Source organism: Halobaculum sp. EA56, assembly GCF_051195075.1.
In the GTDB taxonomy this organism is placed as follows: Archaea; Halobacteriota; Halobacteria; order Halobacteriales; family Haloferacaceae; genus Halobaculum.
The window spans coordinates 1-26096 of sequence record NZ_JBNTJX010000024.1; the positions used below are offsets into that span (position 1 = coordinate 1).

The 26096-nt window shown below is 71.1% G+C and carries 25 protein-coding genes and 1 pseudogene; 10 read left to right on the plus strand and 16 right to left on the minus strand.

The features are described 5' to 3' along the window. From ACQUQ1_RS20175 to ACQUQ1_RS20185, 3 genes and pseudogenes are all read left to right on the plus strand, one after another. Nucleotides 1–353: pseudogene (locus ACQUQ1_RS20175) on the plus strand (archaellin/type IV pilin N-terminal domain-containing protein); the annotation flags it as partial. A 102-nt stretch (nt 354–455) separates the two neighbouring features. Further along, nucleotides 456–1193, plus strand: a complete 738-nt coding sequence (locus tag ACQUQ1_RS20180) for a fumarylacetoacetate hydrolase family protein (protein WP_435066052.1) — start codon at nt 456–458, stop codon at nt 1191–1193. Between the two features lie 111 nt (nt 1194–1304). Beyond that, a complete protein-coding gene (locus tag ACQUQ1_RS20185; protein WP_435066053.1) occupies nt 1305–1676 on the plus strand; it encodes a hypothetical protein in 372 nt (123 codons plus the stop codon). A 30-nt stretch (nt 1677–1706) separates the two neighbouring features. Here ACQUQ1_RS20185 and tpiA read toward each other — a convergent pair whose 3' ends face one another. Further along, nucleotides 1707–2366, minus strand: coding sequence for a triose-phosphate isomerase (tpiA, locus tag ACQUQ1_RS20190; protein WP_435066054.1), 660 nt, complete (start codon nt 2364–2366; stop codon nt 1707–1709). 136 nt (nt 2367–2502) lie between these two features. Next, nucleotides 2503–3027 (minus strand): multiprotein bridging factor aMBF1, encoded by a 525-nt coding sequence (locus tag ACQUQ1_RS20195; protein WP_435066055.1) that lies wholly within the window; start codon nt 3025–3027, stop codon nt 2503–2505. Nucleotides 3028–3180: 153 nt separating this feature from the next. Between ACQUQ1_RS20195 and ACQUQ1_RS20200 the strand changes: the two genes are divergently transcribed. Beyond that, nucleotides 3181–3318, plus strand: coding sequence for a DUF7503 family protein (locus tag ACQUQ1_RS20200; RefSeq protein ID WP_435066056.1), 138 nt, complete (start codon nt 3181–3183; stop codon nt 3316–3318). Between the two features lie 3 nt (nt 3319–3321). Here ACQUQ1_RS20200 and ACQUQ1_RS20205 read toward each other — a convergent pair whose 3' ends face one another. From ACQUQ1_RS20205 to hisC, 5 genes are all read right to left on the minus strand, one after another. Beyond that, nucleotides 3322–5667, minus strand: a complete 2346-nt coding sequence (locus ACQUQ1_RS20205; protein ID WP_435066057.1) for a hypothetical protein — start codon at nt 5665–5667, stop codon at nt 3322–3324. A 4-nt stretch (nt 5668–5671) separates the two neighbouring features. Continuing rightward, nucleotides 5672–6487, minus strand: coding sequence for a DUF7504 family protein (locus ACQUQ1_RS20210; RefSeq protein WP_435066058.1), 816 nt, complete (start codon nt 6485–6487; stop codon nt 5672–5674). A gap of 107 nt (nt 6488–6594) precedes the next feature. Beyond that, nucleotides 6595–7212: a CDP-alcohol phosphatidyltransferase family protein gene (locus ACQUQ1_RS20215; protein WP_435066059.1), complete on the minus strand. Its 618-nt coding sequence runs from the start codon at nt 7210–7212 to the stop codon at nt 6595–6597. Beyond that, nucleotides 7209–7742 carry an adenylate kinase family protein gene (locus tag ACQUQ1_RS20220; RefSeq protein ID WP_435066060.1) on the minus strand — a complete coding sequence of 178 codons (534 nt, stop codon included), beginning with the start codon at nt 7740–7742 and terminating at the stop codon, nt 7209–7211. Before ACQUQ1_RS20220 ends, ACQUQ1_RS20215 begins: the two co-directional genes overlap by 4 nt. Next, on the minus strand, nt 7739–8833 hold the full coding sequence (gene hisC / locus ACQUQ1_RS20225; protein WP_435066061.1) for a histidinol-phosphate transaminase: 1095 nt from the start codon (nt 8831–8833) through the stop codon (nt 7739–7741). Before hisC ends, ACQUQ1_RS20220 begins: the two co-directional genes overlap by 4 nt. 123 nt (nt 8834–8956) lie before the next feature. Between hisC and ACQUQ1_RS20230 the strand changes: the two genes are divergently transcribed. Continuing rightward, entirely contained in the window at nt 8957–9718 is a 762-nt protein-coding gene (locus ACQUQ1_RS20230) for a hypothetical protein (protein WP_435066062.1), read from the plus strand. 15 nt (nt 9719–9733) lie between these two features. On the opposite strand, the gene ACQUQ1_RS20235 is transcribed toward ACQUQ1_RS20230, so the two are convergent. The 4 genes from ACQUQ1_RS20235 to ACQUQ1_RS20250 form a co-directional block, all read right to left on the minus strand. Next, nucleotides 9734–10114 carry a hypothetical protein gene (locus ACQUQ1_RS20235; RefSeq protein ID WP_435066063.1) on the minus strand — a complete coding sequence of 127 codons (381 nt, stop codon included), beginning with the start codon at nt 10112–10114 and terminating at the stop codon, nt 9734–9736. Nucleotides 10115–10180: 66 nt separating this feature from the next. Further along, entirely contained in the window at nt 10181–11518 is a 1338-nt protein-coding gene (locus tag ACQUQ1_RS20240) for a GTPase (protein ID WP_435066064.1), read from the minus strand. A gap of 241 nt (nt 11519–11759) precedes the next feature. Next, nucleotides 11760–12041 carry a hypothetical protein gene (locus ACQUQ1_RS20245; protein ID WP_435066065.1) on the minus strand — a complete coding sequence of 94 codons (282 nt, stop codon included), beginning with the start codon at nt 12039–12041 and terminating at the stop codon, nt 11760–11762. Beyond that, nucleotides 12038–14014: a helicase HerA domain-containing protein gene (locus tag ACQUQ1_RS20250; protein ID WP_435066066.1), complete on the minus strand. Its 1977-nt coding sequence runs from the start codon at nt 14012–14014 to the stop codon at nt 12038–12040. Before ACQUQ1_RS20250 ends, ACQUQ1_RS20245 begins: the two co-directional genes overlap by 4 nt. Before the next feature lie 131 nt (nt 14015–14145). On the opposite strand from ACQUQ1_RS20250, the gene ACQUQ1_RS20255 reads away from it, so the two are divergent. The 3 genes from ACQUQ1_RS20255 to ACQUQ1_RS20265 all read left to right on the plus strand — a co-directional run bounded on the left by ACQUQ1_RS20255 (nt 14146) and on the right by ACQUQ1_RS20265 (nt 16844). After that, entirely contained in the window at nt 14146–14622 is a 477-nt protein-coding gene (locus tag ACQUQ1_RS20255; protein ID WP_435066067.1) for a cation:proton antiporter regulatory subunit, read from the plus strand. 91 nt (nt 14623–14713) lie between these two features. After that, complete coding sequence (locus ACQUQ1_RS20260) at nt 14714–15916, plus strand: cation:proton antiporter (protein ID WP_435066068.1); 1203 nt, start codon at nt 14714–14716, stop codon at nt 15914–15916. A gap of 55 nt (nt 15917–15971) precedes the next feature. Beyond that, nucleotides 15972–16844, plus strand: coding sequence for a halocarboxylic acid dehydrogenase DehI family protein (locus ACQUQ1_RS20265; RefSeq protein WP_435066069.1), 873 nt, complete (start codon nt 15972–15974; stop codon nt 16842–16844). A gap of 45 nt (nt 16845–16889) precedes the next feature. Here ACQUQ1_RS20265 and ACQUQ1_RS20270 read toward each other — a convergent pair whose 3' ends face one another. From ACQUQ1_RS20270 to ACQUQ1_RS20290, 5 genes are all read right to left on the minus strand, one after another. After that, the gene (locus ACQUQ1_RS20270) at nt 16890–17291 is read right to left on the minus strand and encodes a hypothetical protein (RefSeq protein WP_435066070.1); all 402 of its coding nucleotides are present in this window, start codon (nt 17289–17291) and stop codon (nt 16890–16892) included. Between the two features lie 84 nt (nt 17292–17375). Beyond that, nucleotides 17376–18791 (minus strand): DNA polymerase IV, encoded by a 1416-nt coding sequence (dinB, locus tag ACQUQ1_RS20275; protein WP_435066071.1) that lies wholly within the window; start codon nt 18789–18791, stop codon nt 17376–17378. Between the two features lie 119 nt (nt 18792–18910). Beyond that, entirely contained in the window at nt 18911–19339 is a 429-nt protein-coding gene (gene lrpA1, locus ACQUQ1_RS20280) for an HTH-type transcriptional regulator LrpA1 (protein WP_435066072.1), read from the minus strand. A gap of 135 nt (nt 19340–19474) precedes the next feature. Beyond that, a complete protein-coding gene (locus ACQUQ1_RS20285) occupies nt 19475–20413 on the minus strand; it encodes a thiamine pyrophosphate-dependent enzyme (RefSeq protein ID WP_435066073.1) in 939 nt (312 codons plus the stop codon). Nucleotides 20414–20415: 2 nt separating this feature from the next. Then, a complete protein-coding gene (locus tag ACQUQ1_RS20290; protein ID WP_435066074.1) occupies nt 20416–22308 on the minus strand; it encodes a 2-oxoacid:acceptor oxidoreductase subunit alpha in 1893 nt (630 codons plus the stop codon). A gap of 367 nt (nt 22309–22675) precedes the next feature. Here ACQUQ1_RS20290 and ACQUQ1_RS20295 point away from each other — a divergent pair, with 367 nt between their 5' ends. Together ACQUQ1_RS20295 and ACQUQ1_RS20300 are read left to right on the plus strand one after the other, a co-directional pair. Then, nucleotides 22676–25429 (plus strand): PKD domain-containing protein, encoded by a 2754-nt coding sequence (locus tag ACQUQ1_RS20295; protein WP_435066075.1) that lies wholly within the window; start codon nt 22676–22678, stop codon nt 25427–25429. 323 nt (nt 25430–25752) lie between these two features. Next, on the plus strand, nt 25753–26096 hold a 344-nt coding region (locus ACQUQ1_RS20300; protein ID WP_435066076.1), incomplete at its 3' end, for a CAP domain-containing protein.

Below are 26096 nucleotides of genomic sequence, written 5' to 3' on the forward strand. Positions count from 1 at the left end.
TGAACGTGACGGTGACGCAGGCGCCGGGCGCCGGCGAGATCGACCTCGCGAACGCGACGATCAACTGGATCGGCCCGAGCGGGACCGAGACGCTGACGCACAGCAGCGCCAGCGACGGCGACTGGCAGTTCAACACCTACGCGGTGAAGAACACCGACACGTCGACGACGGTTCTCAACGACCCCGACGACCGATTCAACGTCGAGTTCGACCTGAGCACCAGCAACTCGCCCGCGGACCTCACCGAGGGTGACGAGGTCACGATCAAGATCAACACGATGGCCGGCGCGACCACGACTATCCGCTTCACGGTTCCCGAGTCGCTCGGGAACAAGCAGGCGGTCGAACTGTAGGGCCCCCGACGCGGTCCGTCCCCGTTTTCTCGACCGGGCAGCGATGCGGCCCGGGTCGCCGGACTCCCAACGCCTAAGCCGCGGCCGACCGACGACCCGGCAATGCGCCACGCCCGAATCCGCGACCCGGCAGGAACCGTCCGACGCGGCACCTACGACGACGGCGTCGTGACCGCCGCCGGCGAGGAGTTCGACACCGCCGCGGGGGACGTCGACCTGCTCGCGCCCTGCGAGCCCTCGAAGGTCGTCTGCGTCGGCCGGAACTACGCCGACCACGCCGACGAGATGGGCAACGAGGTCCCCGACCGGCCGCTGCTGTTCCTCAAGCCGCCGAACGCCGTCGCGGACCCCGGGTCGACGGTCACGCTGCCGGCCGGGAAGGAGCGCGTCGACCACGAGGCGGAGATCGCGTTCGTGATCGGCGAGCAGGCGCGCAACGTCGCCGCCGGGGACGCCATGGAGTACGTCGCCGGGTTCACCTGCCTCGACGACGTGTCGAACCGCGACGACCAGAACCGCGAGCAGAACTGGGTCCGCGGCAAGGCGTTCGACGGCGCCGCCCCGATCGGCCCCTGCATCGCGGACGCGGCGGACGTTCCCGAGGACGCCGCCGTCGAACTCCGGGTGAACGGCGAGACCAAGCAGTCCTCCTCTCGCGACTACTTCATGTTCTCCGTGCCCGAACTCGTCGAGGAGATCACGACGTACATGACGCTGGAGCCGGGCGACGTGGTCGCGACCGGCACCCCCGCGGGCGTCGGCCCGCTCTCCGACGGCGACCGCGTCGAGGTGGAGGTCGAGGGCGTCGGCGTCCTCGAACACGACGTCCGACAGGGCTGACCCTGCATAGCGGACGAGGCTGCCCCCCACAAAGGGCCCGTCCGCGGTGGCGACGGGCCGCGTCCGACGACCGGAACACGGTTTTTGTCCACGTCGGAGCAACCGACCGGTGTGCGACGAGCTACCGCGGTTGTCCTCCTGTGGCTCGTCCTCGGGCCGCCGGTAGCCGCCGCGATCTGGAACCTCGACGAGCGCGCGGGGATCGCGCTCGCTGCGGCGACGCCGCTCGCGGCGGTCGCGCTCCTGCTCCGACGGCTCCGGGTCGTCGTCGCCGGCGGGCTCGACGGCGACGCGACCGGGAACGGGGACGGGGGCGACGAGGAGGGCGACGGCTGGTCGATCGTCCCCGAGTGGCAGTACGAGGGTCGCTTCGCCGAGGCCGGCGGGATCGCGAGGAGCGAACAGGAGCGCGCGCTCCGGGAGGTCGAGGAACGGGCGGAGGAACGGGAGGTCCCGACGGACCGCGACGGCGACCGCGGGTAGCGGACCGCTCGGCCGCGGACTGCGGCCGGTCTACAGGCCCGAGACCAGATCGCGAAGCACCGCCTCGGGGTCGTCGGCCTTCGCGACGCCGGAGGCGAGGAGCACGCCCGTCGCGCCCAACTCGCCCGCCGCGGTCACGTCCTCGCCGGTCGAGACGCCGGCGCCGCAGAACAGCTCCACGTCGGCGTCGACGGCCTCGACGGCGGCGACGGAGTCCTCCACGACTGCGGGGTCGGCGGTGGCGACGGAGACGTCGCCGCCGATGAGTTCCGGCGGCTCGACCGCGACGGCGTCGGGGCCGAGCGCCGCGGCCGCGCCCGACTGGGCCGGGTTATTCGCACAGACGACCGTCTCCAGCCCCGCGCGCTCGGCCGCCGACAGCGAGGCGTCGATGTCGGCCAGTTTCAGGCGGTTCTCGGAGTGGTTGATCAGCGTGCCCGTCGCGCCGGCGTCGGCGACGGCCTCCGCGAGTGTCGACCCGGTGTGGCTGCCGTGCTCGACCGGCGAGACGTGCTGGGCCCACGTCTCGACCCCGGTGTCGGCGACGGCCGCGAGGCGGGCCGCCTGCGGCGCGGCGGCGATCCGCGCGCCGGTGTCGTCGGCGACGGTCGCGCACGCCTCGGCGATGGCGACGGGGTCACACGGGTACGCCTTCAGGTTGACGAGGATCAGGGTGTCGGAGTCGGTCACGTTCGTCCCTCGCGCCGGTCGGTGAAAAGTCGCTTCGGTCGCGACAGCCGTTGCGCGCCGGGTCGCGTGGGCGGGTCGCGGCCGCGCGGCGCCGCGGGCGGCCGTGCGGGGCGGCCGTGCGGGGCGGCCGGGGAGGCTACCCGTCGTTGCGCTTGACGACGTCGCCGAGGGTCATGCTCCCGGAGGAGGTGCCCTCCCAGTCGGCGTCGTCGACGTCCTCGCCCTCGACCAGCGAGATGCCGAGCTTGCGCTCGAGCTTCTCCTGGACGTCGTCGGAGGGGAGGATGTCGCCGCGTTCGAGCTTGCGGATGACGGAGGCCTTCTCGTTGATGTCCTTCGCGAGGTCCTCCTGGCTCATCTCGGTGGCCTCGCGCGCCTGCCGGATGCGGTCGTCGTAGTCGGCCGCGACCGTCTCCATGTCGTCGAACATGTCGCGGCGCCGCTGGGTCGAGGAGGAACTCGACCCCGACGAGCCGGAGGAGCCGGACGAGGAGGAAGACGAGGAGGAGGTGGAGTACTTCGTGGACGCCGAGGAGGAACTCTCCGTGCGGACCTCGGTCCCGAAGTCGGAGCAGTCGCCGCACAGCTCCAGCTCCGCGCCCTCGACTTTCGTGGTGGTGAGCGACGCCTTCTCCGCGCCGCACATCTCACACTGGGGCATACACCGGGGTAGCGCGCACCGAGGGATAAATCGTGCGCCCCCCGGATCTGTGTCTCTTTTATATAGTTCGAATATCAAACATTGGTTCGATATTTATATTATCAGAATCTTTCCGGTATATTGATTCAGAAACCAACTGACTGGAAGATTGCAATGTCCGAAAGCGATGTCACGATGTCGGAATGGCTGGCTGACCACCCGCGGATGATGGGCGCGCTGTTCACGCTGGTGCTGCTCCTGTCGAGTGCGGGGAGTGCAGTCGGAAGTGGTGGAGCAGTCGCCGGCCCATAAGCGTCATTCCAGTTCGCTCGCTAGACTGAGAGTCGTCTCGATATCCAGTTCGTCTGTCCAGTGTAACTCTTGATCGATTCGGATAGGTGACTTGCCTAGGTCGAATTCCTCCTCGAATTTCTCCGCAGAGACTGTGATGCCATTGGCTTCTACACCAGTGATGTAGTGTGAACGTGGTTGCTCGAAATATGCAAACGACATAGTCCCTTGGTTGAAATGTAATGTCGGATAGGATCGGAAATCGACCTCAAGCTCGCGTCCATCAGCTCTAACTATATCGATAATCATGGGAGCCGCAGTCGCACACTGACACAACTGCACCATCGGGTCCCCGACGATACTGTACGCGCTCCCGGCGAACGGCCCCGTCCCGACCACGTCCAGCGCCGCGTACAGCGGGAACCCGGCGTCGAACAGGCGCGCCAGGTCGCGCCCGACCCGGGTCGCCAGCGAGTTCGGCAGGTCCGTCAGCGACACCACGCCGCCGAGGGCCCCCGCCTCGACGAGCGCCATGCCCTGCTGGTAGGAGGAGCAGGCGTTCAGCAGGAACGCGTCCACCCCGGTCGACTCCAGCGTCTCCAGGTCGAGGAAGCCGTCGGCGCAGTCCATCCCGCGCTCGTCGACGTGGCCGACGTAGTGGAAGAAGTCGTGCTCGCCCGCGAGCAGGTCGCGGAGTTCGGCGACGGTCAGGTCGCGCTCCTCGCGGATGTCGAAGGTGACGTGATCGCGGAAGCCGTAGGTGTCGCCCAGCTCCTCGACCATCGCCTCGTCGTTGCACACGACCGTGACGCCGATGGTGAGGTCCTCGGCGGGCGTGCGGTCGAGGCGCCGCCGGTACGCCTCGACGGTCGGCTTGGCCGCCCGCATCGGGAAGCCCGGGCCGACCCACGCCTGCGAGATGCTGTCGGCGTCCTCGGGCGTGACGAGGGTGTCGTCCTCGACGAGCGTGTTCTGTGTCGGCCCGCGCGTGCCCGCTTGAGCGGGGTCATCCGGGGGCCTCGTTCGCGCGTCCGCGTCGGCGGGCGGTACCTCCGGCGGAGGGGAGCCGCGGCCGCTCGCGCTGCGGGTCAGCGAGGCGCCGCGGACCGCCGCGCGCGAGGCGCGGACGAACTCGTCCAGCTCCGTCACGCCGCCGTCGCCCGTCGTCGCCGTCGACGGCGGCGGCGAGCGCACGACCGACAGGTCCGACGCCAGGAACGGGAGCACCGAGGCGTTCTCCGCGACCGGCGTCACGTCCGTCGTGTGCGGCCAGTCGAGACAGTCGAGCGTCGCCTCGACCGGAACCTCCAGGTACCGGCCGGTGCGCTCGGCGAGGCTCGCGCCGTACCACTCCTCCCACGGCGGGTCCAGCCGCTCGGTCAGCGTCTCGTGGACGTTGAGGTTCACGTCGTACAGCCCGGCCGGGCACGCCCGGGTCGCGCAGTCGAGCGTGAAGCAGTGACGCAGGATCCGCGAGAGGGCCGCCGCGAGCGCGTCCGGGTCCGTCGGCAGGTCGCGGCGGACCCCGCCGGCGCGGACGTACGGCTCCTCGCTCTCCACGATGCCGGCCGCGAGATAGAACGCCAACGGCGTCGCCGAGAACAGCGGCCCGTACTCGAACGGGACGCCGATCGTTACGCCCGTGTCGGGCCGCTCGACGAACCGCGGCGCGTGGAACGACTCCCCCCGCTCGATCAGCGGCGGGTGCCCCCGCAGGGTCGGGAACGACCGCTCGGGGGAGGTGGTCGCGAGCGCCGACCCGAACGTGGAGACGGCCCGCGCGAGCCCCGCGGGCGTGTCCGGGACGGTGACCGTCCCCGCCGGCGACGTCCGCCGCGAGCGCGCCGCCAGCAACAGGCCGTCGTCGCCCGCCCCGTCGCCGTCGCGGTCGATCGAGACCTGCGGGTACCGGTCGCGGTAGGAGACGCGCGCGGGGCCGACGACGGCGACGTACGTCTTCACGGGCGCCGTCGACAGCTCCAGCACGTGCGGGCCGGCCGGGACGCGCGCGGGCGCCTCGGCCGTCGCCGTCGCGACGACCGCGTTGTCGGGGTCGCGGACGTACACGTCCGCCGTGCACAGCGGCGTCACCGTCGTCGCGTCCACCCGCCAGCAGCCGTCGACGGGCGCGGGGAACCGGTCGGCAGCGTCGACGCGCTCGGCGGCCGGGCGGCCGCCCGACCTCGATCCCGACCGTCGGGTCCCGTCGCCGACGGCGACCGGGAGGCGGACCTCCTCGATGGCGTCGACGAGTTCGTACGCGCCCGGGGCGCCGGCGGCCTCGACGAGCCTGACCGCCGCGTCCGGGGGCGGGTCCCCCTCTTCCGGGTCCGTCGGTCGACGGTCGCCCCCGCGGTCGGGTCCAGTCATGCGGTCACCGGAGCGGGTTCCACTCGGTGGTCCCCCACCCGAGGATGTGCCAGCGCTCCTCGGGGACCGGCGACGAGTCCCGCGAGCGGAGCTGCACGATCACGTCGAGGTCGTCCCCGAGCGCCCCGGCGAACTCGTCCACCACCGGGTCCGACCGCGGGTCCGGTCCCGCGGGTCGCGGGAGGTGGAAGTGCGCCATCCCGCCGCGCTCGCGCGTCTCGGCGGCGACATCCCGGAGGACCGCCCGCGCCGGCTCCGAGCCGATGGTCGCACAGAGCATGTCGACGCGGTAGACCCCGACGCGGAGGGCGAGCCGTCCCGCCCCGTCGCCGTCGTCGGGGGCGACCGCGTCGATGGCGTCGAACAGCGCGGTCCGGACCCCCGGCGCCGCGCCGTCGGCCTCCCCCGTGTCCCCGCCGTCGCCGTCGAGGTCGAGCCGGTCGGGTTCGTCGGGTGCCTCGACGGCGCCGGAGCCGTTCGTCGCGGCGTCCGTCGGGGCGACGTCCGAGGCGGCCGCGGGGTCGCGGACCGCGCTCTCCAGGCGGACGACCTCGGCGTCGTCGTCGGCGGCGGAGACGCCGTCGGGGAGCCACGCGTCCGCCGCGTCGACGCCGTTCGCGAGCGCGAGCACCCGTCGCCGCTCGCGCCGGGGCGTGCCGAAGTACCGCGACGCCGCCTCCCGGTAGGCCTCGTCGTCGACGTCGCCGGTGACGAGGACGCAACACCCGTCGTCGAGGTCCGCGAGCGCGGCCGAGAGCGTCGTGTCCGGCCCCCGAACGAGCGGGTCCTCCGTCCCGCGGGAGCCGAGCGTGCCGGTCATACCACCGACATGCGAGTGGGAGTACAAAAGCGTTCGTTCGGGATCGGCGGCGACGTGGGTCGGTTCGACCCGCGCGGCACCGTCCCCGCGGGGACGGTCGCTCGGGGTCAGTTCAGGTCGGCCCAGGCGCCGCGGAACCGCTGGAGCGCCGTGAGGTGGCCGACGACCGCGAACACGACGAGCAGCAGGCCGACCGCGCCCAGGCCCGCGACCAGCGGGCCGGGCACCGCGGCGGCGACGACGCCGACGATCCCCACGAGCGCGAGGCGGTCGGCGCGCCCGAGCAGGCCGCCGTACTCGCGGCCGATGCCGACCGCCTGGATCTGCGTGCCGAGATAGGAGGTCATCAGCACGCCGGTGACGGCCGCGAGGCCGAGCCCGTAGCGGCCGACCCCGGCGGAGAGACCGACGAGCACCGCGATGTCGGCGTAGCGGTCGAGCACGTGGTCCAGCAGGTCGCCGCCGGAGGAGTCGGTCCCCTGCGCCCGCGCGAGCGCGCCGTCGACCAGGTCGAGCCAGCCGTTCGCGAACACGAGCGCCGACCCGGCGACGTACGACAGCGGCGCCTCCGACGGCGGCGCGAGGCCGAACGCGACGCCCGCGGCGACCGCGCAGCCGAACGCGATCACGCTCACGCCGTCCGGCGAGAGGCCGAGCCCGTCGGCCGCCCGCACGAACGGGGACAGCCCCTTCTCCGCCAGGGGTCTGAGCCTGTCGAGCGTCACAGGTACTCCACGAAGTCGACTTCCCCGGCCGAGGGCTCGCGGTCGCCGTCGAGCACGCGGCCGAGTTCGGCCGCGACCGCCTCGGGGTCGCGGTCGGTCGTGTCTATCTCGTAGGTCCGCTCCTCGCCGAACCGCTCGACGGCCTCGCCGAGGATCACGTCCAGCGCCTCGGCGGAGCGGTTCTCCCGGGCGCTCGCCTCGCCCTCGCCGCGCTCGACCAGTCGCCGCTCCAGCACGTCCGGGCGGCACCGCAGGACGGCCACGCGGTCGGCGTCGAGGTAGTGCGCGAGGTGGGAGTCGACGACGCCCGTCCACTCGCCGAGGCGCTCGGCGACCGCGTCGAGGTCGGCCACGAGCGAGTCGCGCTCCTCGTCGCGCTCGGCGTACAGCCCCTCCTCGCGGATCACGTCGTTGAGGTGGACGACCTCGATCCCCCGGTCCGCCGCGAGCAGGTCCGTCGCGGTGGTCTTCCCCGTTCCCGGGGTTCCCGTGACGGCCAGGCGGTCGACGGCGGAACGCTCCCCCGTCACGCTTCGGCCCCGAGCCCCAGGTCCGCCAGCACCCCGTTCAGCGTCGCCACCGCCTCGCGGGTCTCGGCCTCCGTCCCGCAGGAGACGCGGACGCAGCCGGGCAGCCCGAACGAGCCCGTGTCGCGGACGATGACGCCCCGCTCCTGTGCGCGCTCGGCGACGGCGCTCCCGTCGCCCACCTCCGCGAGGACGAAGTTGCCGGCGCTCTCGAACGTGGGCGCGTCCAGTTCGTCGGCGATGTACTCCCGCGCCCACCGCGCGGACTCGACGCTCCGCTCGACGTGTTCGTCGTCCGAGAGCGCCGCGAGCGCGGCGTCGAGCGCGACCGCGTTGGCCGCGAACGGGGTGTTCACCCGGGCGTACGCGTCCGCCCACGCCCCGGGGACGAGCGCGTAGCCGATGCGCAGGCCCGCCAGGCCGTACGCCTTCGAGAAGGTGCGCGTGACCGCGACGTTCTCGTACTCGTCGAGCAGGCCCGCCGCCGATGGCGTCTCGGTGTACTCGCCGTAGGCCTCGTCGGCGACGACCAGCGTCTCCTCGTCGACGCCCTCCAGCAGAGCTACCAGCTCCTCCCGCGGGAGCTCGGTTCCAGCGGGGTTGTGCGGCGTCGTGACGTACACGATCCGCTCGCCGTGGTAGGCGTCGAGGATCCCCTCAGCGGTCTGGGCGAAGCCGTCGGCCTTCCGGAGGGGGTACGTCGTCACCTCGCCGTGGTGGTAGCGGGCGCTCATCGGGTAGTAGGCGAACCCCGGCTCCGGCACCAGCACGCGGTCGCCGGGCGAGAGCGTCGCCCGCGCGAGGTAGTCCAGCGCGCCGTCGGCGCCGGGGCTCACCCACACCTGCGCGGGGGCGACGTCCCACTCCGCCGCCAGCGCCTCGGTGAGGTCCGTGTGGGCGGCCTTCGGGTAGACGTGGGCGTCCTCGGCGGCGGCCTTCGCCGCCTCGACCGCCTCCGGGGACGGGCCGAACGGGTTCTCGTTCGAGGAGAGCTTCACCAGCTCGTCGGGGTCGAGCCCGAGATCGCGGGCCACCTCCTCGACGCCGCGGCCGGGGACGTACGGCGCGTTCGCCGAGAGGTCGCGCGTGTTCATGCCCGTAGGGAGTGGTGGACGCTTCTTAAGCGTGCTCACACCGTCCGCGCCCGGCCCCCGCCGGGGAGCCTGCGACCGCCCAGCGGCGGCGGATTCAGGTGGCCGCGACCCCTGGGTGACACGATGACCGACTCCGACCCGACCGCCCGCCGCGACGAGGCGGTCCGCGCGCTCGTCGACCGCGACCCGGCCCGCGCCGGCGACCTGTACACCCTCGTCGGCCGGGGCGTCCTCGCCGGCCGCGAGGCCGAGGGCCACGGGCGCGACCTCCTCGGCGAGGACGCCACCTACGGCGGCTACGGCCTGCGGTCCCTCCTGCTGGCGGCGTTCGCCTACCGGGCGGCCGGCGCGGACCGCCGCGCCCGCCTGCGCGCCCGCGAGGGCAACGCCGTCGCCGCCGACTACGCGGGCGTCCTCGACGCCCCCGCCGAGCGCGCCTGCTGTTTCGAGGCGATGGGCGACTTCGGCGCCGTCGGCGACCTCGGCGACGCGGGGGCCGACGCGTACGACCGCGCCGTCGACCTGTACCGCGAGGCCGACGACCCGGACCCGCTGTCGCGCGCGACCGAACCCCTCTTCGAGGCGGTCCGCCTGGGGCCCCAGCAGGCGGCCCGGAACACCCCCCACGCGTTCGACTGGGACGACCTCCACGGCCCCGACCCCGACGCCGGCGACTACCTCGTGCACCGCCCGCGGTTCAAGCGCTCCCGCGTGCCCGGGATCGCGGAGACGGTCGGCGAGAAAGGGGTGCTCGCGCCCCCGCGGGGGACCACAGAGCACGGCAACGCCGACTACGTCTGCCCGGAGTGCGGCCGCTCGGAGGTGAACTGGATCGCGGGGATCGAGGTGTGTCTCGACTGCGACGTGCGGATGCGGGCGAAGTGACCCGCCCTCCCCGTCCTACCCGCCCCCGAGCGCGCGCCTGAGCCGCCCCAGCAGCCCGCCGTCGCCGCCGAGCAGCTCCCGCTCGACGGCGTCGAGTTCCTCGTCCCCGAAGCGGTCGTCCGCGCGGGCCTCGACCAGCCAGTCGCGCCACTCCTCGTCGGCGAGCACGCCCCGCGACTCCGGGCCCCACTGCTCGACCAGCTCCTCCCGGTCGGCGAACGGCACGTCCATGTCGCCGCCGCCCCAGTACAGCGGCGCCAGCTTGAAGCGGTACTCCTCGTGGTCCAGCGGGACGAACCGATAGGGGTAGCCGTTGAAGCAGAACACGGTCCCCGGCTCGACCGTCTCGCCGGACGGCAGGTCGAGCGTCCGCGGCGACCCGTCCGCTCCTGTCATATGCGACGGAAGGCGCCCGAGGCGCATGTGCCTTCGGTCCGGCCGGCCGAACCGGCCCCGCCGGCGCTACTCCCCGCGGAGGTCGGCGGCGCGGCGCTCCGCCTCGGCGACGACGTCGGGCCGCCCCGAGAACCGCACCGCGACCGCGTCGCCGTCGTACCGCACCTCGGGGTCGCCGCGGTCGTGGAGCCACGAGAGGAGCGCCTGCGTCTCACCCGTGTTCGGAACCCGGAACGCGACGGTCTCGCCGGGGAGGGCGTCGAGCAGGGCCGCGCGGAGGCTCTCGACGCCGTCGCCCGTCAGCGCGCTCACCGGGATCGGGTCACGGATCTCCACGTCGGGCCGGTCGTCCATGTCGCTCCCGGCGAGCGCGTCCTCGACCGTCTCGACCGCGGCCGCGCGCTCGGCCTCCGTCAGCCGGTCCACCTTGTTCACGACCGGGATCACGGGCCCGGTCGCGTCGGCCGCGAGCACGCCCACGGTCGTCTCCAGCCGCCGGCGGAGCGTCGCCCGGTCGGCGCTCGCGTCGACGACCGCGAGGACGGCGTCGCCGGCGGCTATCTCGTCGAGCGTGGCGGAGAACGACCGCACGAGGTCGTGCGGGAGGTCCGCGACCAGCCCCACCGTGTCGGTGAGCAGGACGGGCCGGCCGTCGACGGTCGCCCGCCGGGTCGTCGTCTCCAGCGTCTCGAAGAGGCGGTCCGCGGTCGCGGCCGACTCCGTCAGGTCGTCGTGACCGGTCGCGCCGTCGCCGTCGCCGTCGTCGACGCGCAGGTCGTCCGCCAGCCGCCGCAGCAGCGTCGACTTCCCCGCGTTGGTGTACCCCGCCAGCGCGACGAGGTCGAACCCCCCCGCGCGGCGTCGGCGCCGGCGCTCGGCCGCGGCGTCGGTCAGCTCCGCCAGCCGGTTCTCCAGCGCGTCGATCCGGCGCTCCACGTCGAGCACGGGCGACCCCTTCTCGGTCGCGGCGTTCAACAGGGACTCGTCGCTGGCCCGGCGCACCCGCGGGAGGTCGTACCGGAGCGTCGCCAGGCGCGCCTGCGTCGTCGCGGCCGGGTCGCTCGCGCCGGCGGCGAACAGCTCCAGCACCAGCCGGTAGCGGTCGACCAGCGCCGTGCCGGACGGGAGCAGGTCCAGCAGGTCGGCGTACTGCCCGGGCGTGAGCGCGCCGTCGAACGCGACCGCGCCGGCGTCCGCGTCGGCGACGACTGCGGCCAGTTCCCCGGCCTTCCCCTCGCCGAGGTCGTACCGGCGGTCCTCGCGCCGTCGCTGTGTCACCTCGCCGACCACGTCGAACCCGGCGGCCTCGGCGAGCCGCCGGATCTCCGCCGTGTCGGGTTGCGAGTCCGCGTCGCGGGCGGCGACGACCGCGCGCCCGCCGTCGAGTCTGTCTCGTACGTTCACTGTGTGTCGTGACCGCGTATCGGGCCGCGCTCGGGACTGCGAGTCCCCGGACCCGGCCGACCGCGATCGATCGTCCGACCGGCCGTGCGTTCCGGGGCGCGGACCGCCCCGCCGTGCCGACCGACGCGCCCCCGCCGGCGCGCCCGTCAGCGGGACGAGGAAGAGGTCTCCATCGTGTGGACGTTCGCGGGACGCGACAAGAGGCTTGCTCCGGTGTGTGATCGGTTCCCTCTCCGGACGCTCACCCCACGGCCTCGATCACGTAGTGGTCGGCGTCCTGTTTCACCAGCTCCGCCGGCTCGCGCATGCTCACGGCGTACCCGGTGGGTCCGCGTTCCAGTTCGTGTTCGGCGTTCACCCGGACGAGGTTGCCGATGAGCTGTGCCGAGGGGGGCTTCTGTGCGGCGCCGCAGTCGTACACCGTCAGGAGCTCGTTGCCGTCGTCGGTCTCGTAGACGATCACTCGCGCGTGCGGGGCGAGCCACCAGCGGTCGTCGCCGCTGGCCGGGAGCTTCAGCGTCACGGCGACGGCTCCCCGTCGAGGCCGGCGCGCGCCTCGACCTCGGCGACCACCTCCACGAGCTCCTGCTCGTCGGCGTGGTCGCCGTACACGCGCCGGACGAGCCGCGGGAGGGCGTACGCGTACTCGCCCTCGCTGCGGTGCTCGACGAACCCCGCGCGTCGGAGGACCTTGTTCCGGGCGTACGCGTACCGCCGGTCGCCCGACCCGTTCGCCGCCAGGTGGGCCTCGATCGGCGTCGCGCGGCCCGCGTCGCGGTAGGCCGCGAGCATCCCGCGGGTGACCGCCTCCAGCGACTCCACCGCCCTGACGAACCCGGCGACGACCGCCTCGCGGTGGCGCAGTTCGTCGCCCTCCAGGAACGCGGCCGCGTCCTCGTGGCCGGCGAACCCCGAGCGCGAGCGGGCCGGCGAGATGTCGACGCCGTCCGTCGGCGGGACCGCGCTCCGGACGCGCTCGTGGCTCGCGCCCGCGTCGCCGTCGCCCGCGTCCGCTGCCCCGTCCGTCGCGGTGCCGTCCGCCGTGGCGCCGCTCGTCGCGGCGCCGTTTGCGCCCGCGTCGCCGTCGCCGGCGGGGGTCGACCCGTTCGCGGACGCGGCGTCGTTCGACGTGACGGAGCCGTTCGCGGCGGCGACGGCGGCCGCGGTTCCGTCATCGGACTCCGTTCCCCCGGACTCGGCCGGTTCGCCCCCGCCGCCTGTGGCGTCCGCCGTCCCCGCGTCGCCTCCGGCGCCCGTCCCGTCCCCGGGGGCGCTCCCGGGCTCCTCGTAGTCGTGGAGTTCCGACTGGTCCTGCGGGGGCTCGCCCCCGAACGCCGCGTCGCCGTCGCGGCGCTGCGGCTCGGGCGCGGAGCCGTCGTGTGCCCCCGCCGCGGCTCCGGCCGGGTCGCGGCCGCGGCTCCGGCCGCTCCCGCCGCGGTACGGCGCCTCCGCCTTCTGGAGCAGCGCCTGCGCGAACGTGTCCGCCATCTCCGACATGTCGCGGGCCTCCTCCAGCTCCCGTTCGAGCTGGGTGATCCGCTGCTTCTTCTTGTCGAGTTCCTGCCGGAGGTCCGCCAGCTCCGACTCGGTGCGCTTGCGCTCGTCGGTGATCGACTGGAGCTCCGAGACGAGGTCGCCGGAGACGGACTTGAGGTCCGGGCGCTCGAAGTCGTCGAGGCCGGGCGTCGCGCCCGCGTCGAACGTCTGCTTGCGGCGGAACTGGACCCGCCGGATCGACTCGGCCCAGTCGGTCATCAGGAACGCCTCCCCGTCGTCCATGTCCTCGATGGCCTCGCCGTAGTCGCTGCCGAGGATCCGCGAGACGACCTTCGTGTCGTTGTCCCAGGTGAGCCGGTGCCAGCAGAGCCAGTCGCACTGGGTGATGAAGTCCTTCTTCACGTCGGCGGGGCGCTGGGAGATGCCGACGATGCCGAGGCCGTGCTTGCGCCCCCGTTTCCCGATCTTGATCAGCGTCTTGCCGGTCTTGTCCATCCCGGCGCCCTCGGGGATGTACTCGTGGCACTCCTCGACGAGCATCAGGAATGGCTTCTTCAGTTTCTTCTCCTTGGCGAACAGTTGCCTCGCCGTCTCGCGGATCAGCTCCGACGCCTCGTCCTCGTCGAGGTAGCCCGAGACGTCGAGGATGATCGGGACGTTCTCCTCGAGCGCGAGCGCGGCGAGCTTCTCGGCGTGCTCGGCCGAGACCTGGATGTCGCACTCGTCGTCGGCGCCGGCGTGGAGGATCTCGTACTCCTCCTTCAGGCCGTAGTACTCGCCGTCGGAGTCGACGATGAGACAGGGGTAGCCGCCGTCGAGGAGCTTCTCGATGACGACCGAGGCGGTGTTGGACTTCCCGGAGCCCGACTTCCCCGTGATGAACCCGCGGCCGGTCAGGATCTCGACCACCGGAAGCGAGATGGGCGTGCCCGCCGACAGCCCCGACTCCCCGCCGGTCCCGTCGCTGACGTCCGCGACGGTGATGGTCTCGTCGCTCATTACCCCACCCTGACCCGCCGCCCGGCTTAAGTCCAGCCGTCGCGTCGGACGCGCGTCTGACGGCGGGTGGTCGGCGTCGGCGTTCCGCCGGACCCCGAACACCGATGTGACCCGCGGACGAAGGGGCGGACATGCGGGTCTTCGAGACCGAACTCCCCGGCGTCGGCCGACGCTACACCGCGTCGTTCCCCGACGGCGGACAGTTCGTCATCCTCCACCACAACGACGGTCGGCGCCGGACCTACTGGCGGGGGGACGCCGCCGCCGACAGCGAGCCGCTGTTCGAACTCACCGAGTCGCAGGCGCGGAAGGTCGCCGAGCTCTTCGACGGGAGCTACTTCACCCCGGTGTCGGAGGACCTCGACGACGCGTTCGAGAACGCCCCGATCCGGTGGATCGAGGTCGACGCGGACGCGCCGGTCGCCGGCCGGTCGCTCCGTGAGACGCGGCTCCGGAGCGAGACCGGCGTGTCGGTCCTCGCGATCCGCCGCGGCGACGACCTGCTCGCGAACCCGGGTCCCGACACCGAGATCCGCGCCGGCGACACCCTCGTGGCCGTCGGCACCGAGGAGGCGTACGACGAACTCGACCGCTACCTCTCCGGGTGAGCCGCGGCTCGGCGTCGGGTGAGTCCCGGGCCGGCCGTCCGGTCGCGCGTCCCGACAACAGCTATAACAGTCCCACCTCTGGGGTCGGGACGTGGTCGAGTTCAGCCTCCTCCTCACGGCGGGGATCGCCCTCTCGGCGCTGGCGGTCGCCGGCTCGCTCGCGGTCCGCCTGGGCTACTCGCCCATCCCCGCGTACATCCTCGTGGGCGTCGTCGTCGGGCCGGCGGCCCCGACCGTCGCCGGGGTCTCCCTCGGCCTCCTCCCGGGGCCTGGGCCGATGCGGATCCTGGCCGACCTCGGGGTGGTACTCCTGCTGTTCTTCGTCGGGCTGGAGCTGAGCCTCGACCAGCTGTTCTCGAACCGGCGGCGGTTCCTCCGCGCCGGCGCCGCGGACGTGGGGATCAGCCTCCCCCTCGGGTTCGCGCTCGGGCTGGCGTTCGGGTTCTCGCTGTTGGAGGCGGCCTTCCTCGCGCTCGTCGTGTTCAATTCCTCGACGGTGATCATCGCGAAGTCGCTCGTCGACCTCGGCTGGATCGCCGACGCGGAGAGCAGGGCGGTCCTCGGCGTGGTCGTGATCGAGGACGTGCTCACCGCGCTCGGGTTCGCGGTCCTGTCGGTCCTGCTCGTGAGCGGGGACGACCTCGCCGGCGTCGCCCGGTCGGTCGGCCTGTCGCTGGCGTTCATGCTCGCGCTCGTCGCGGCGGCGTACTACGGCGCCGGCGCCCTCGACCGGGCGTTCGACGACACGACCGGGGAGGTGTTCCTGCTGGGCGTGCTCGGGGTCGGCGCCCTCGTCGCCGGCTCGGGGCTGCTCGTCGGCGTGAGCGAGGCCGTCGCGGCGTTCCTCGTCGGCACCGCCTTCGGCCGGACGGGCCACGTCGACCGGGTCGAACGGCTGGTCGCGCCCAGCCGCGATCTCTTCGCCGCGGTGTTCTTCTTCGCGATCGGCCTCAGCACCGACCCTCGACTCCTGGCGGCCATGCTGGCGCCCGTGCTCGTCGCGGCCACGGTCACCACGGCCGGTCAACTCGCGAGCGGCTACCTCGCCGGGCGGGCCTACGGGCTCGACGGCCGACGCTCGGTGCGTGTCGGCTGCGCGCTGACGCCCCGCGGGGAGTTCTCGCTCGTGATCGCCGCGTTCCTCGTCGCGGCCGGGACCACCCCGGCGCTCAGGGAGACGATCCCGTCCTTCACCGTCGGCTACGTACTCGTCACGAGCGTCCTCGGGACGGTCCTGATGCGCAACGCCGACCGGATCTCGACGCGCCTGTTGGCCTCCTCGCGGGGCGCCTGACCGTCCCCACCGCGCTCGGGAGTGACTTTACGGGCCCCGGCGGCGACCGCGACCCATGGACACGAGCCTCGAACTCCACGCGGCCGACGCGACCGGCTGGCGCGCCGGGCTGTACGACGACATCCGACACGCGTTCCGGGCGCCGGTCGTCAACTGGATCTGGCGGACCGCGACCGCGAACCACCCCGAGTTCACCCGCTACCTCTGGGGCCAAGTGAAGCCCGCCTTCGAGACGCGCGCGTTCGCCGAGGCGTCGGTCGCCTACCGCGACGCCGTGCTCTCGGCCGTCGACGGCCCGCGGTATCGCCCCGGCGACCTCGACCTCGCGCCGGCGGAGGCGCGCGAACTCCGGGGGCAGATCGCCACCTTCGACGCGGTCGCGCCGCGGCTGGCGGTGCTGTTCGAGCTGGTCGACCGGGCGATGAACGGCGGCGACGTGGGGACGGGGGTGCCCGACGACCCGGCGGCGACCGAGCCGTACCCCGCCGGGCTGGACGCCGACCGCGGCTTGGACCCCTCGATGGTCGCCGTCGACGCCGTCCCCGAGTCGGCCCGGGAGGCGGTCGCGTCGATCCGGGCGTTCCACGGCTTCGACGACGACAGCCTCCCGAGCGTCTACCGCTGTCTCGCGCAGTGGCCCGGCTTCCTCGACCGCCTGTGGGGCGACCTCGAACCGGAACTTCGGTCGGGCGACTTCGATGCCGCCCTCGCGGACGCGTCGACCGTCGTCGACGGCTACGTCGAGGGGCTGGCGTACCGCCCGGCGCTCTCGCGCGAGGCGGCGCGTTCGGCGGGGTTCGACGCCGACGCCGTCGACGACGTCGCCGGCCTGTTCGCCGCGTTCAACGGCGGCCCCGTCGAGACGGTGGTCCCCGCGCTGCCGCTGTTCGCCGACGCCGTCGGCGCGAGCGGGCGACGACGGCTGTAGCACGGGGCGCGTCGACGGCGACCGAGGTCGGCGAACGCGACCCGATCAGCCGGCCGCCCGGACCGCATCGACGGCCTCGTGCCACTTCCGTGCCACCTCGTCGGCGCGCTCCTTCTTGTCCTCGATGTCCTGCTGGTCCCGGAGCCAGTACAGGTCCGTGTAGAAGGCGACCAGCGCCTCCACCTCGCCGTCGGTCAGGTGGCCCACGCGGTCGGCGTTGTTCTCGTACACCTGCGGCGGCTCGACGCTCGCGGCGAGCGCCTCGTAGCGTCCCTCCTCGGCCAGGTCGGCCACGTACGACAGCGCCTCCAGTTCGGTCCGGAACGCCAGCCGGAGGTGGTCCGTCTCGGCGCGTCGCCGCCGGCGGAACACGAAGTACGACCCGGCGGCCGTCGCCACGGCGCCGACGAGGCTCCCGAGCACGAGTCCGGTCGCGACGCCTGCCATGCCGGACCCGTGTCGGCCGCGCCCGAAAGGTCCGTCGGCGGGACACGGTCCGGTCCGGACGCGGCCGCGACGACGTCTCCCGCGCTACTCGAACTCCCCGAGGTCGACCTGCCCCCGCCGCCGTCGCCGCCGGCGCTCCCGCTCGGCGTCGGGGTCGCCCTCGTCGGCCCACTCGTCGAGCGTCGCGTCGCCGTCGGCCGACCGGCGCGTCACGTCGTCCGCGTCGCCGTCGGCGTCGTCCGCGGCGTCGGATCCTCGGCCGGACGTCGGCTCCCCGGACGCCGACGCGGCGTCGTCGTCCGCGCCCTCGTAGCCGCCGAGGGTCGCCTGTTCGGCCGCCGAGAAGGAGAGCTTCGAGACGCGCACGCCCAGTTTCCGCACGGCGTCGCCCTCGAACTCCCGCAGCAGGTCCAGCGCCACCTCCTCGACCAGGTCGGGGTCGTCGACCGGTCCCGACAGCGAGTCCGCGCGGGTGTTCACGTCGTACGGCGGGCACACGACCTTCACGCCGATAGTGCGGTACAGCGCCCCCCGCGAGCGCGCCCGCTCGGCCACGTCGGCCGCCAGCGCGCGGACCTTCTCGCGTTTCGCCGCCTCGTCGTCGGTCGCCTCCGCGAACGCCGACTCCCGCGACAGCGACTTCGGCCGGCCCGTCGGCGTCACCTCGCGGTCGTCGCGGCCGTTCGCGCGCTCGTGGAACTCCCGGCCGCGCGAGCCGAACCGCGCCTCCAGCTCCGCCGGGTCCGCGTCCGCGAGGTCGCCGGCGGTCTCGATGCCCATCTCCGCGAGGTCGCTCGCGGTCACCGGCCCGACGCCGTGGATGTCCGAGACGGGCAGCGGCGCCAGGAAGTCGGCCACCTCGCCCGGCGGCACGACGGTCAGCCCCTCCGGCTTGTCGAAGTCGGAGGCGACCTTGGCGGTCGCCATGTTCGGCGCGACGCCGACGCTGGCGGGCACGCCCGCCTCGCGCTCGATGCGCTCGCGGACGTGCCGGGCGAACCCCTCCGCGAGCGTGCGGTCGCCGGCGCCGTCGCCCTCCCTGACGGTCGCCCACGAGGTCCGGTCGGTCACGTCGAGGTACGCCTCGTCGATGCTCACCTCGCGAACCGTGTCCGCGAGGTCGTGCAGCACCGCCTTCACCTCGCCGGCGACGTCCTTGTAGAACGCCATGTCGACGGGGCGGTAGTGGCCCGCCTCCCCCGGGTCGGGCGCCTCCGGGTCACCCGCGTCGGCGTCGGCCATCCGCGGCAGTCGCTCCAGCGCCTGTGAGATGGGCTGGGCCGATTCGACGCCGTACTCGCGGGCCTCGTAGCTCGCGGTCGCCACCGCCCCGACGGTGTCGCCCGGCTCGTAGCCCATGCCGACGACGACCGGCTCCCCCGCCAGATCCGGCTCCTTCAGGCGCTCGCAGGAGGCGTAGAAACAGTCCATGTCGACGTGCAACACGACGCGCTCCCCGCCGTCCTCGTCCGTCGGCGCGCCGGGGAGCGTCTCCTCCATGTGAGCGGATGGGGACCCGAGCGTTCAAAAACCGTCGCCACGCGCGGCGGAAGTGAAATCCGCCCCGGCGTCCCGTTCACGGGTCCGACCGCCCCGCGGGCGGCCGACCGGCCGCGTCCTCACTTCAGCCGCTCCTGCAGGACCGACGGGTGAGCGGCGGTGACCCCCTCGATGCCGCCGATCTCCTCGGAGATTATCTCGCCGAGCTCGTCGCCGTCGGTCGCGCGCACCTCGGCCATGAACATGTGGTCCCCGGATGAACTGTACAGCGACTCGACCGAGTCGAGCTCCTTCAGCGCGCGCGTCGCCTCCACGTAGCGTTCGCTGTCGACGTCGATCCCGACGAGGGCGATGGTCTTGCCCGAGAGCTTCTTGGGGTCGACCTCCGCCGAGTAGCCGACGATGACGCCCTCGTCCTCGAGCTGGTTGATGTACTTGCGTACCGTCGGCTTCGAGACGCCGGCGCGATCCGCGATCTCCGCGTAGGAGGCCTGCGCATCCCGCTCCAGCGCCTCGAGGATGCGGTCGGCCGTAGACGAGGTACCCATTACCGGTACGTTTCGCGCCGCAGAAAAAATACCTTGCGAAGGAGAAAACGTCCTTCGCGGTGAAACGAACCGCGCGGGTACCCCGTGCGGCCCGGCTCCCGTCGTGCGGTTTCGGCGGGAGAACCGCCTATCGACTCACTTGTGCTTGTCGATGAACCGGTCGTAGGAGCGCTCCCACTCGTAGTCGCCGTCGAAGTACCGCTCCGCCAGCGGCTCGTCGGGCATCTCGCCGATCTCCTGTTTCTCCTCCTGGTAGGAGGGGCGGTCGTCCTCGCGGTAGTAGACGCCGGTCAGAACCTCGCCCTCGTACAGTTTGTCCTCGGTCTCGCGCATCAGCTCCTGGGCGTCCGCGCGGTTCGTCGGGTCGAAGTCATAGTCGTCGGAGTCGTTGATGTCCGTGTACGGGACGTACTGCTTGGCGTCCTTGTTCCAGGTGGGACACTGGGTCAGGAAGTCGACGTGGGCGAACCCGTCGTGCTCCATCGCCTCCTTGAGGATGCGCTGGGCCTGGTTCGGGTTCACCGCCGCCGTGCGGGCGACGAACGACGCGCCCGAGGTGAGCGCCAGCGACAGCGGGCGGATCGGCGTCTTGGCCGACCCGTGGGGCTGGGTCTTCGACTTGTGCCCCTTCGGGCTGGTCGGGGACGTCTGCCCCTTGGTCAGCCCGAAGATCTCGTTGTTGAACACGATGTAGGTCATGTCGTGGTTCTCCCGGGCGGTGTGCATGAAGTGGTTCCCGCCGATGCCGTAGCCGTCGCCGTCGCCGCCGGCGGCGATGACCTCGACGTCGGGGTTCGCCAGCTTCGCCGCGCGCGCGACCGGGAGCGACCGACCGTGGATCGTGTGGAAGCCGTAGCTGTCGAGGTAGCTGTTCAGCTTCCCCGAGCAGCCGATCCCCGTGACCAGCAGGGTCTCCTCGGGCGTGCGCCCGACCTCGGGCAGCGCGCCCTTCAGCGCCTTCAGGACGCCGAAGTCGCCGCAGCCCGGACACCACGTCGGCTGCGGTTCGATCTCGGGGGTGTACTCGTCGCGGTCGATCTCGCGTTCCTCGCCGATGGCACTGAATGCGCTCATTGTTAGTCACCTGCCGCGGGCACGAACCTCGTCTCGTTGCCGGGGACCTCCCCGCCCTCGACGACGTTCGTGGTGAACCCCTCGACGATCTCCGCGGGCTCGAAGGGGTTCCCGTTGTACTTCAGCAGCGAGGAGAGCATCTCCCCGTGCGTGCCGAGCTCCTTCTGGGTCAGGCCGCGGAACTGCGCCGACGCGTTCATCTCGACCACGAGCGCCTCCTCGACGGAGTCGAGGAACGCCCGCACGGTGTCGGTCGGGTACGGCGCCAGCTCGCCGACGGTCAGCGCCTTCACCGAGTGGCCGTTCTCGTTCAGCCGGTCGACGGCCTCCTCGACGGTCCCCTGCTGGGAGCCGAAGGTGAGGACGCCGTACTCGGCGTCTTCCGGGCCGTACTCGACGAGCAGCCCGTCGTCGTCGAGGTCGGCGCGGATGGCCTCGAGCTTCCGCTGGCGGCGGTCCATCTGCGCGACCCGGTTGTCCGGGTCCTCGCTGATGTGGCCGGCCGGGTTGTGCTCGTTCCCCGTCGCGAGGAAGCGGCCGCCCTTCTGGCCGGGCACCGAGCGCGGCGAGACGCCGTCGTCGCCCTCGTGCTGGAAGCGGTGGAACTTCCCGTCGGCCGTGTGCGGCTGGTCCGCGAGCTCGTCCTCGGTGAGCGTCGCCCCGATGTCGGGGTTGGGCTCGCGGTCGAAGTGCGAGGCCGGGACGTTCGTCAGCTCGCCCGACAGCTTCTGATCGTAGACGATCATCGTCGGGATCTGGTACTCGTAGGCGAGCTGGAACGCGCGCCGGGCGGCGTCGTACGCCTCCGCGACGGTGCCCGGCGCGAGGACGACCCGCTGGGAGTCGCCCTGCGAGGTGTACAGGACGTGCTCCAGGTCGGCCTGCTCGGGCTTCGTCGGCATCCCCGTCGAGGGGCCCGCGCGCATCGCCTCGATCAGGACCAGCGGCGTCTCGGTCATCTCCGCGAGCCCCAGCGGCTCGCCCATCAGGGCGAACCCGCCTCCGGAGGACCCGGACATGGCCTTCACGCCCATGTGGGAGGCGCCGATGGCGAGGGCGGCGGCCGCGATCTCGTCCTCGACCTGCTCGGAGATCCCGCCCAGTTCGGGCAGGTTCTGGCTCATGATGGTGAACACCTCCGTCCACGGCGTCATGGGGTAGCCGGCGATGAACCGACAGCCCTCGTCGATGGCGCCGTAGGCGATGGCGTCCGAGCCGGACATGAGCACCTGCTCCTCGTCGTGCTCGCCCGTCGGGACGGACACGTCGGGGGCGTCGACGTCGTACTCCTCGCGGACGAGGTCGTACGCCGTCTGCATGATCTCGAGGTTCGGCTCGAGGATCTTCTCCGGCATCGTGTCGCGCATCAGCTCCTCGATGGCGTCGAGGGGGATGCCGGTGATGGCGCAGGTGACGCCGACGCCGGCGGTGTTGCGCATGACCTCGCGACCCTGCTCGCGGGCGAGCGAGCGCAGGTCGATGTCGTACACGTGCCAGTCGTTCTCCTCGACCCGCTCCTCGAAGTCGGGGATCTCCGAGGGGTCGAGCAGCCCGGAGTCGTAGACGATGACCCCGCCCTCGCGGAGATCGTCGAGGTTCTCCGCGAGCGGCTTGACCTCCTCGTTGCCGTAGTAGGCTTCGTCCTGCGGGTTTCGGGCGAACGAGTCGCCGAGCGCCAGCAGGAAGTTGTAGCCGTCGCCCCGGGACTTGACCGGGTCGGCGGAGGCGCGGACCTCGACGTACGTGTGGCCGCCGCGGATGCGCGAGGGGTAGTGACGATGCGTGAATACGTGGAGCCCCGACCGCATCAGGGCCTTGGCGAAGTTCTGACTGGTCGAGGCGATCCCGTCCCCGGACCCGCCAGCGATCCGCCAGATGAGTTCGTCGTCTGACATAGTGGTGATCGGCCCTTCGGTGGGCAGTGCTCGAAGGTTGAGTTGCCCGGCTAAAATGCCTTGCTATAGGTTCGCAAAGGGACGATCGTGAGGGTTCCGGCCCGTGGTTCGGTCGATCGCGACCCCCCGAACCGGTCCGCCCGCTCGTGTTGGCTGGTAGCACGGTTCGTACTCCCCGATCCGGACTCCGGCTACGTATCGATCGAACGACCGATCGGGGCGGGGATGGGCCGCGCTGTTCGATCCGGCCGTCGTCGACGCGCCCCGAACCCGCGACCCGCCCCGGTCGACGGAGGGTACGCCCGAACTATATTTCGTTTAATATAGTATAATTTTATATCCGGTAAGGAGACAACGACGCCAGAGAATGAGACTCGTTCCGATCGCCGTCGCGCTCGTCCTCGTCCTCTCGGCCGTTCCCGCTCCGACAGCCGCCCACACGGGGGACGGAAACGATCCGCCGCTGGCGGACGCGGGGCTCGACCAGCGCGTCGACCGCTGGGCGCTCGTGTGGCTCGACGGCGGGGGGTCGGTCGACCCCGACGGCGATATCGTCGGCTACGACTGGTCGATCAGGACGCCCGACGGGCGGACGATCGCGCCGGAGGACCCCGACGCGGTGTCGACGACGTTCACCGCCTCGTCCGTCGGTCGGTACGAGGTCACGCTGACGGTCACTGACGACCACGGGGCCTCTCGCAGCGACACCCTGTACGTCGACGTCGCGGGGGTCGACTCGCCGGCCGAGGACGGTTCGGACGGCGGACCCGACGACCCCGCGAACGACACCGCTGCGACCGACGGCGACCCGAACGAGCCCCCGACCGGACGGATCCGCGGCCCCGACACGGTCGTGCGGGGGGTGTCGACGGAGTTCGTCGCCGACGTGTACGATCCGGACGGCGAGGTGGCGTCCTACGCGTGGTCGGACGGACGGACGGGGAGGGAGGTGACCCGGACGGTCGAACTGCCCGTCGGCGAGACGTTCGAGTTCACCGTGACGGTCACGGACGACGACGGCGCGGCGAGCACGTTCCGGAAATCGGTCCGGGTCCGTTCGCCCGACGCTCCCGCCGACGGCCCGAGCGACGCCGACCCGAACAACCGCGAGCCGACGGCGTGGATCGAGGGTCCGGACCGGGTCGCCGCCGGCCACGCCGCGACCTTCGTTCTCCGCGGGAGCGACCCGGACGGGACGGTCGTCCGCCGGCTGTGGCCCGATCGTCCCGAGACGGGGACCGTCGTCGACCTGGAGTTCTCGGCGGTCGGGACCTACACGCTCCGCGGGGTCGTCGTCGACGACGACGGCGCCCGGACGGTCGCGACGCGGACCGTCGAGGTGTACGACGAGGGGCCGCCGGTCGTCTCGATATCCGGCCCGGACACGGCCGAGGCGGGAAGCACCCGGGAGTACACGCTGGAGGCGTACGATCCCGACGGCGGCGAACTGACGATACGGTGGGACCCCCGTCAGAACCAACTGGAACGGGAAGCCGGTCGGTACACTAACCACGTCGCTATCGAGGGCATGCTCGGGGACACGGTCGAGATCTCGGCGACGGTTACTGACGACGAGGGGAACACTGTGACGGCGGTGAAGGAGACTGCGGTGGAGATGGAAACGAGTTTCTTGACAGGAGAGACGATTCCGTATATTTCCGAGATCTCATCGGAGTACTATCCCGATGAGCCCGTCCAGACTTCGGAAACCGACTTAGTGGAACTCGGAACGTACGAATTCCTCGCCACGGTCACGCACGACGAACCGAAGATCGTCCGCGCGACGTGGCGCATCAACGACACGAACGAGGCGGTCGTCGTGGAGACCCTCGGGCGGTTCTCGGGGAGTCGGGAGACCGATATCCGCCATACGTTCACCTCCGAGCACGGCGGCAAGGTCACGAGGGAAGTCTCACTCTCCGCGGTCGACGCGGAAGGCGACAGAACTCATCGAAAATGGGTGAGCCGTGTCCACTCCGTGCGGACGCACGACGACATCGTGTTCTACGCGACGGAGACGGGTGAACCCTCCGGGGAGCGCAGTCTGGCGATCGAACCGGGACAGCGCGTCGTGTTCACCGTTGGGTCGCATCAGAACTACCGTCTCGTCTTCGGAGATGGATCTTCCACACGTGGCTCGGGAACGACGGCGGGTGTGAACGTTGATATCTCCCACACGTACGAAGATCCAGGGACGTACAAGGCCAGACTCATCTCGACGCAGGGTCCGAACGGTGAAGCGCTGAAAACTGTCGACATCAGTGTTCGACCGAAGACGTACACGGAGTACTGGTACGAAAGTGCCGGTAGCACAATCGAACGTGTCATATCTGAAGAACGTCCAACGGGAGAGGATTGGTTCAAAAAATCAATATACGACTCCGGGACGTTCCTCACGGGACGAGCGGTATCAGTAAGGGCGGATGCGGGGCGTCCGTCGATGCTCGGTGACAACTGGGTGCTGGATGGAACGGACATCGAACAGCGGACCCGACGGATCACGAGAGTCAGGAGGTCGGACCCCGACGGGCCGGGAGACGACTGGCGCCTCATCGATCGAAACGTTCGAACTGAGCAACGAACGTACTACGAGGACAAGTACCGTTGGTTCCCGAGCAAGTTCCGACGCTCAGGATGGACGTACACCGGGGAGACTCGGACCGATCGCGTCGTGGTTGGGGACGGACACGACCACGACCGCGAACGCCACACGCGGACCACGAAGACGTGCACGAACTGGGATCTCGAACCCAGTCCCTTCGGCGGGTTCTCACGCCAGTGTGCCAGTTGGGATTACGATACCGATGTCTGGTACACCGGGCACGACCACAGCGGCTACACGTACTACGACACCGACTATCGATACAAGACGGAGGTGGAACGGACACGGACGATCCACTACCACAGGTACGCCACCGATCAACGGTACACGGTAACGACGAAGACGTTCGCAGAGACGGACACCTGGGTCGAGTGGCTATGGGAGCGTGAGGGGAGTAAGGTCCGAAAGGAGTACTCCCTCAAAAAGCCCGAGAGCGGTTCGTACATATCGGGTACCCTCCGGGTGGTCGAGGTTCGGTGCGGCTCCGAAGAGAGTCATCACGACGCCGTAATGTGCTAACCATTTGATACGAATATACTTATATAATAAATTAGTAGAGAGAGTATGATAATTACGCTCATTCGAGCCAGTCCCTCCTGTTACAGGGTGATGCTGTGACTAGCAGACCCGTTAGGGCACTCGCGCTTGTGGCAATGATTTCGCTGGCAGGATGTCTGTCTTCCGTCGGAACAAGCTCGGAGCCGGTCCTGCGCAGTCAGGAGCCAGTAGTTATTGAAGGTGACACACCGGACCCGCCGAAATTCGGCCATTATCAGACGGACGATGAAATCAAGACTCCCGTACCGCTGCAAAATAAGACGCCTCGAAACGATGTAGATGTCATGTTAGTGGAACAAAAGTTGGTCGAGAAATTAAATGATTATCGAGCAAATAACGACTCTGGACAGTTGGTCTCAGATCCTCGTCTCGCTCGCATCGCTCGCCATCACTCGTACGACATGGCTACCCGGAATTTCTTCAATCACACGAACCCCGATGGCGATACTTTCGCTGACCGGGTGCAGGCGAGTAGCTACGCCTGCGGTGGCGGTGGCGAGAACATCAGAGCAGTCTACTGGAATAGAAGCTATACCCAGACAGAGGAAGAACTCGCTGAGGTCATCCTCCGGGGGTTCATTCGATCCCCCGAACACAATACGGGAATGCTTCTCCCGAGTCACGACAC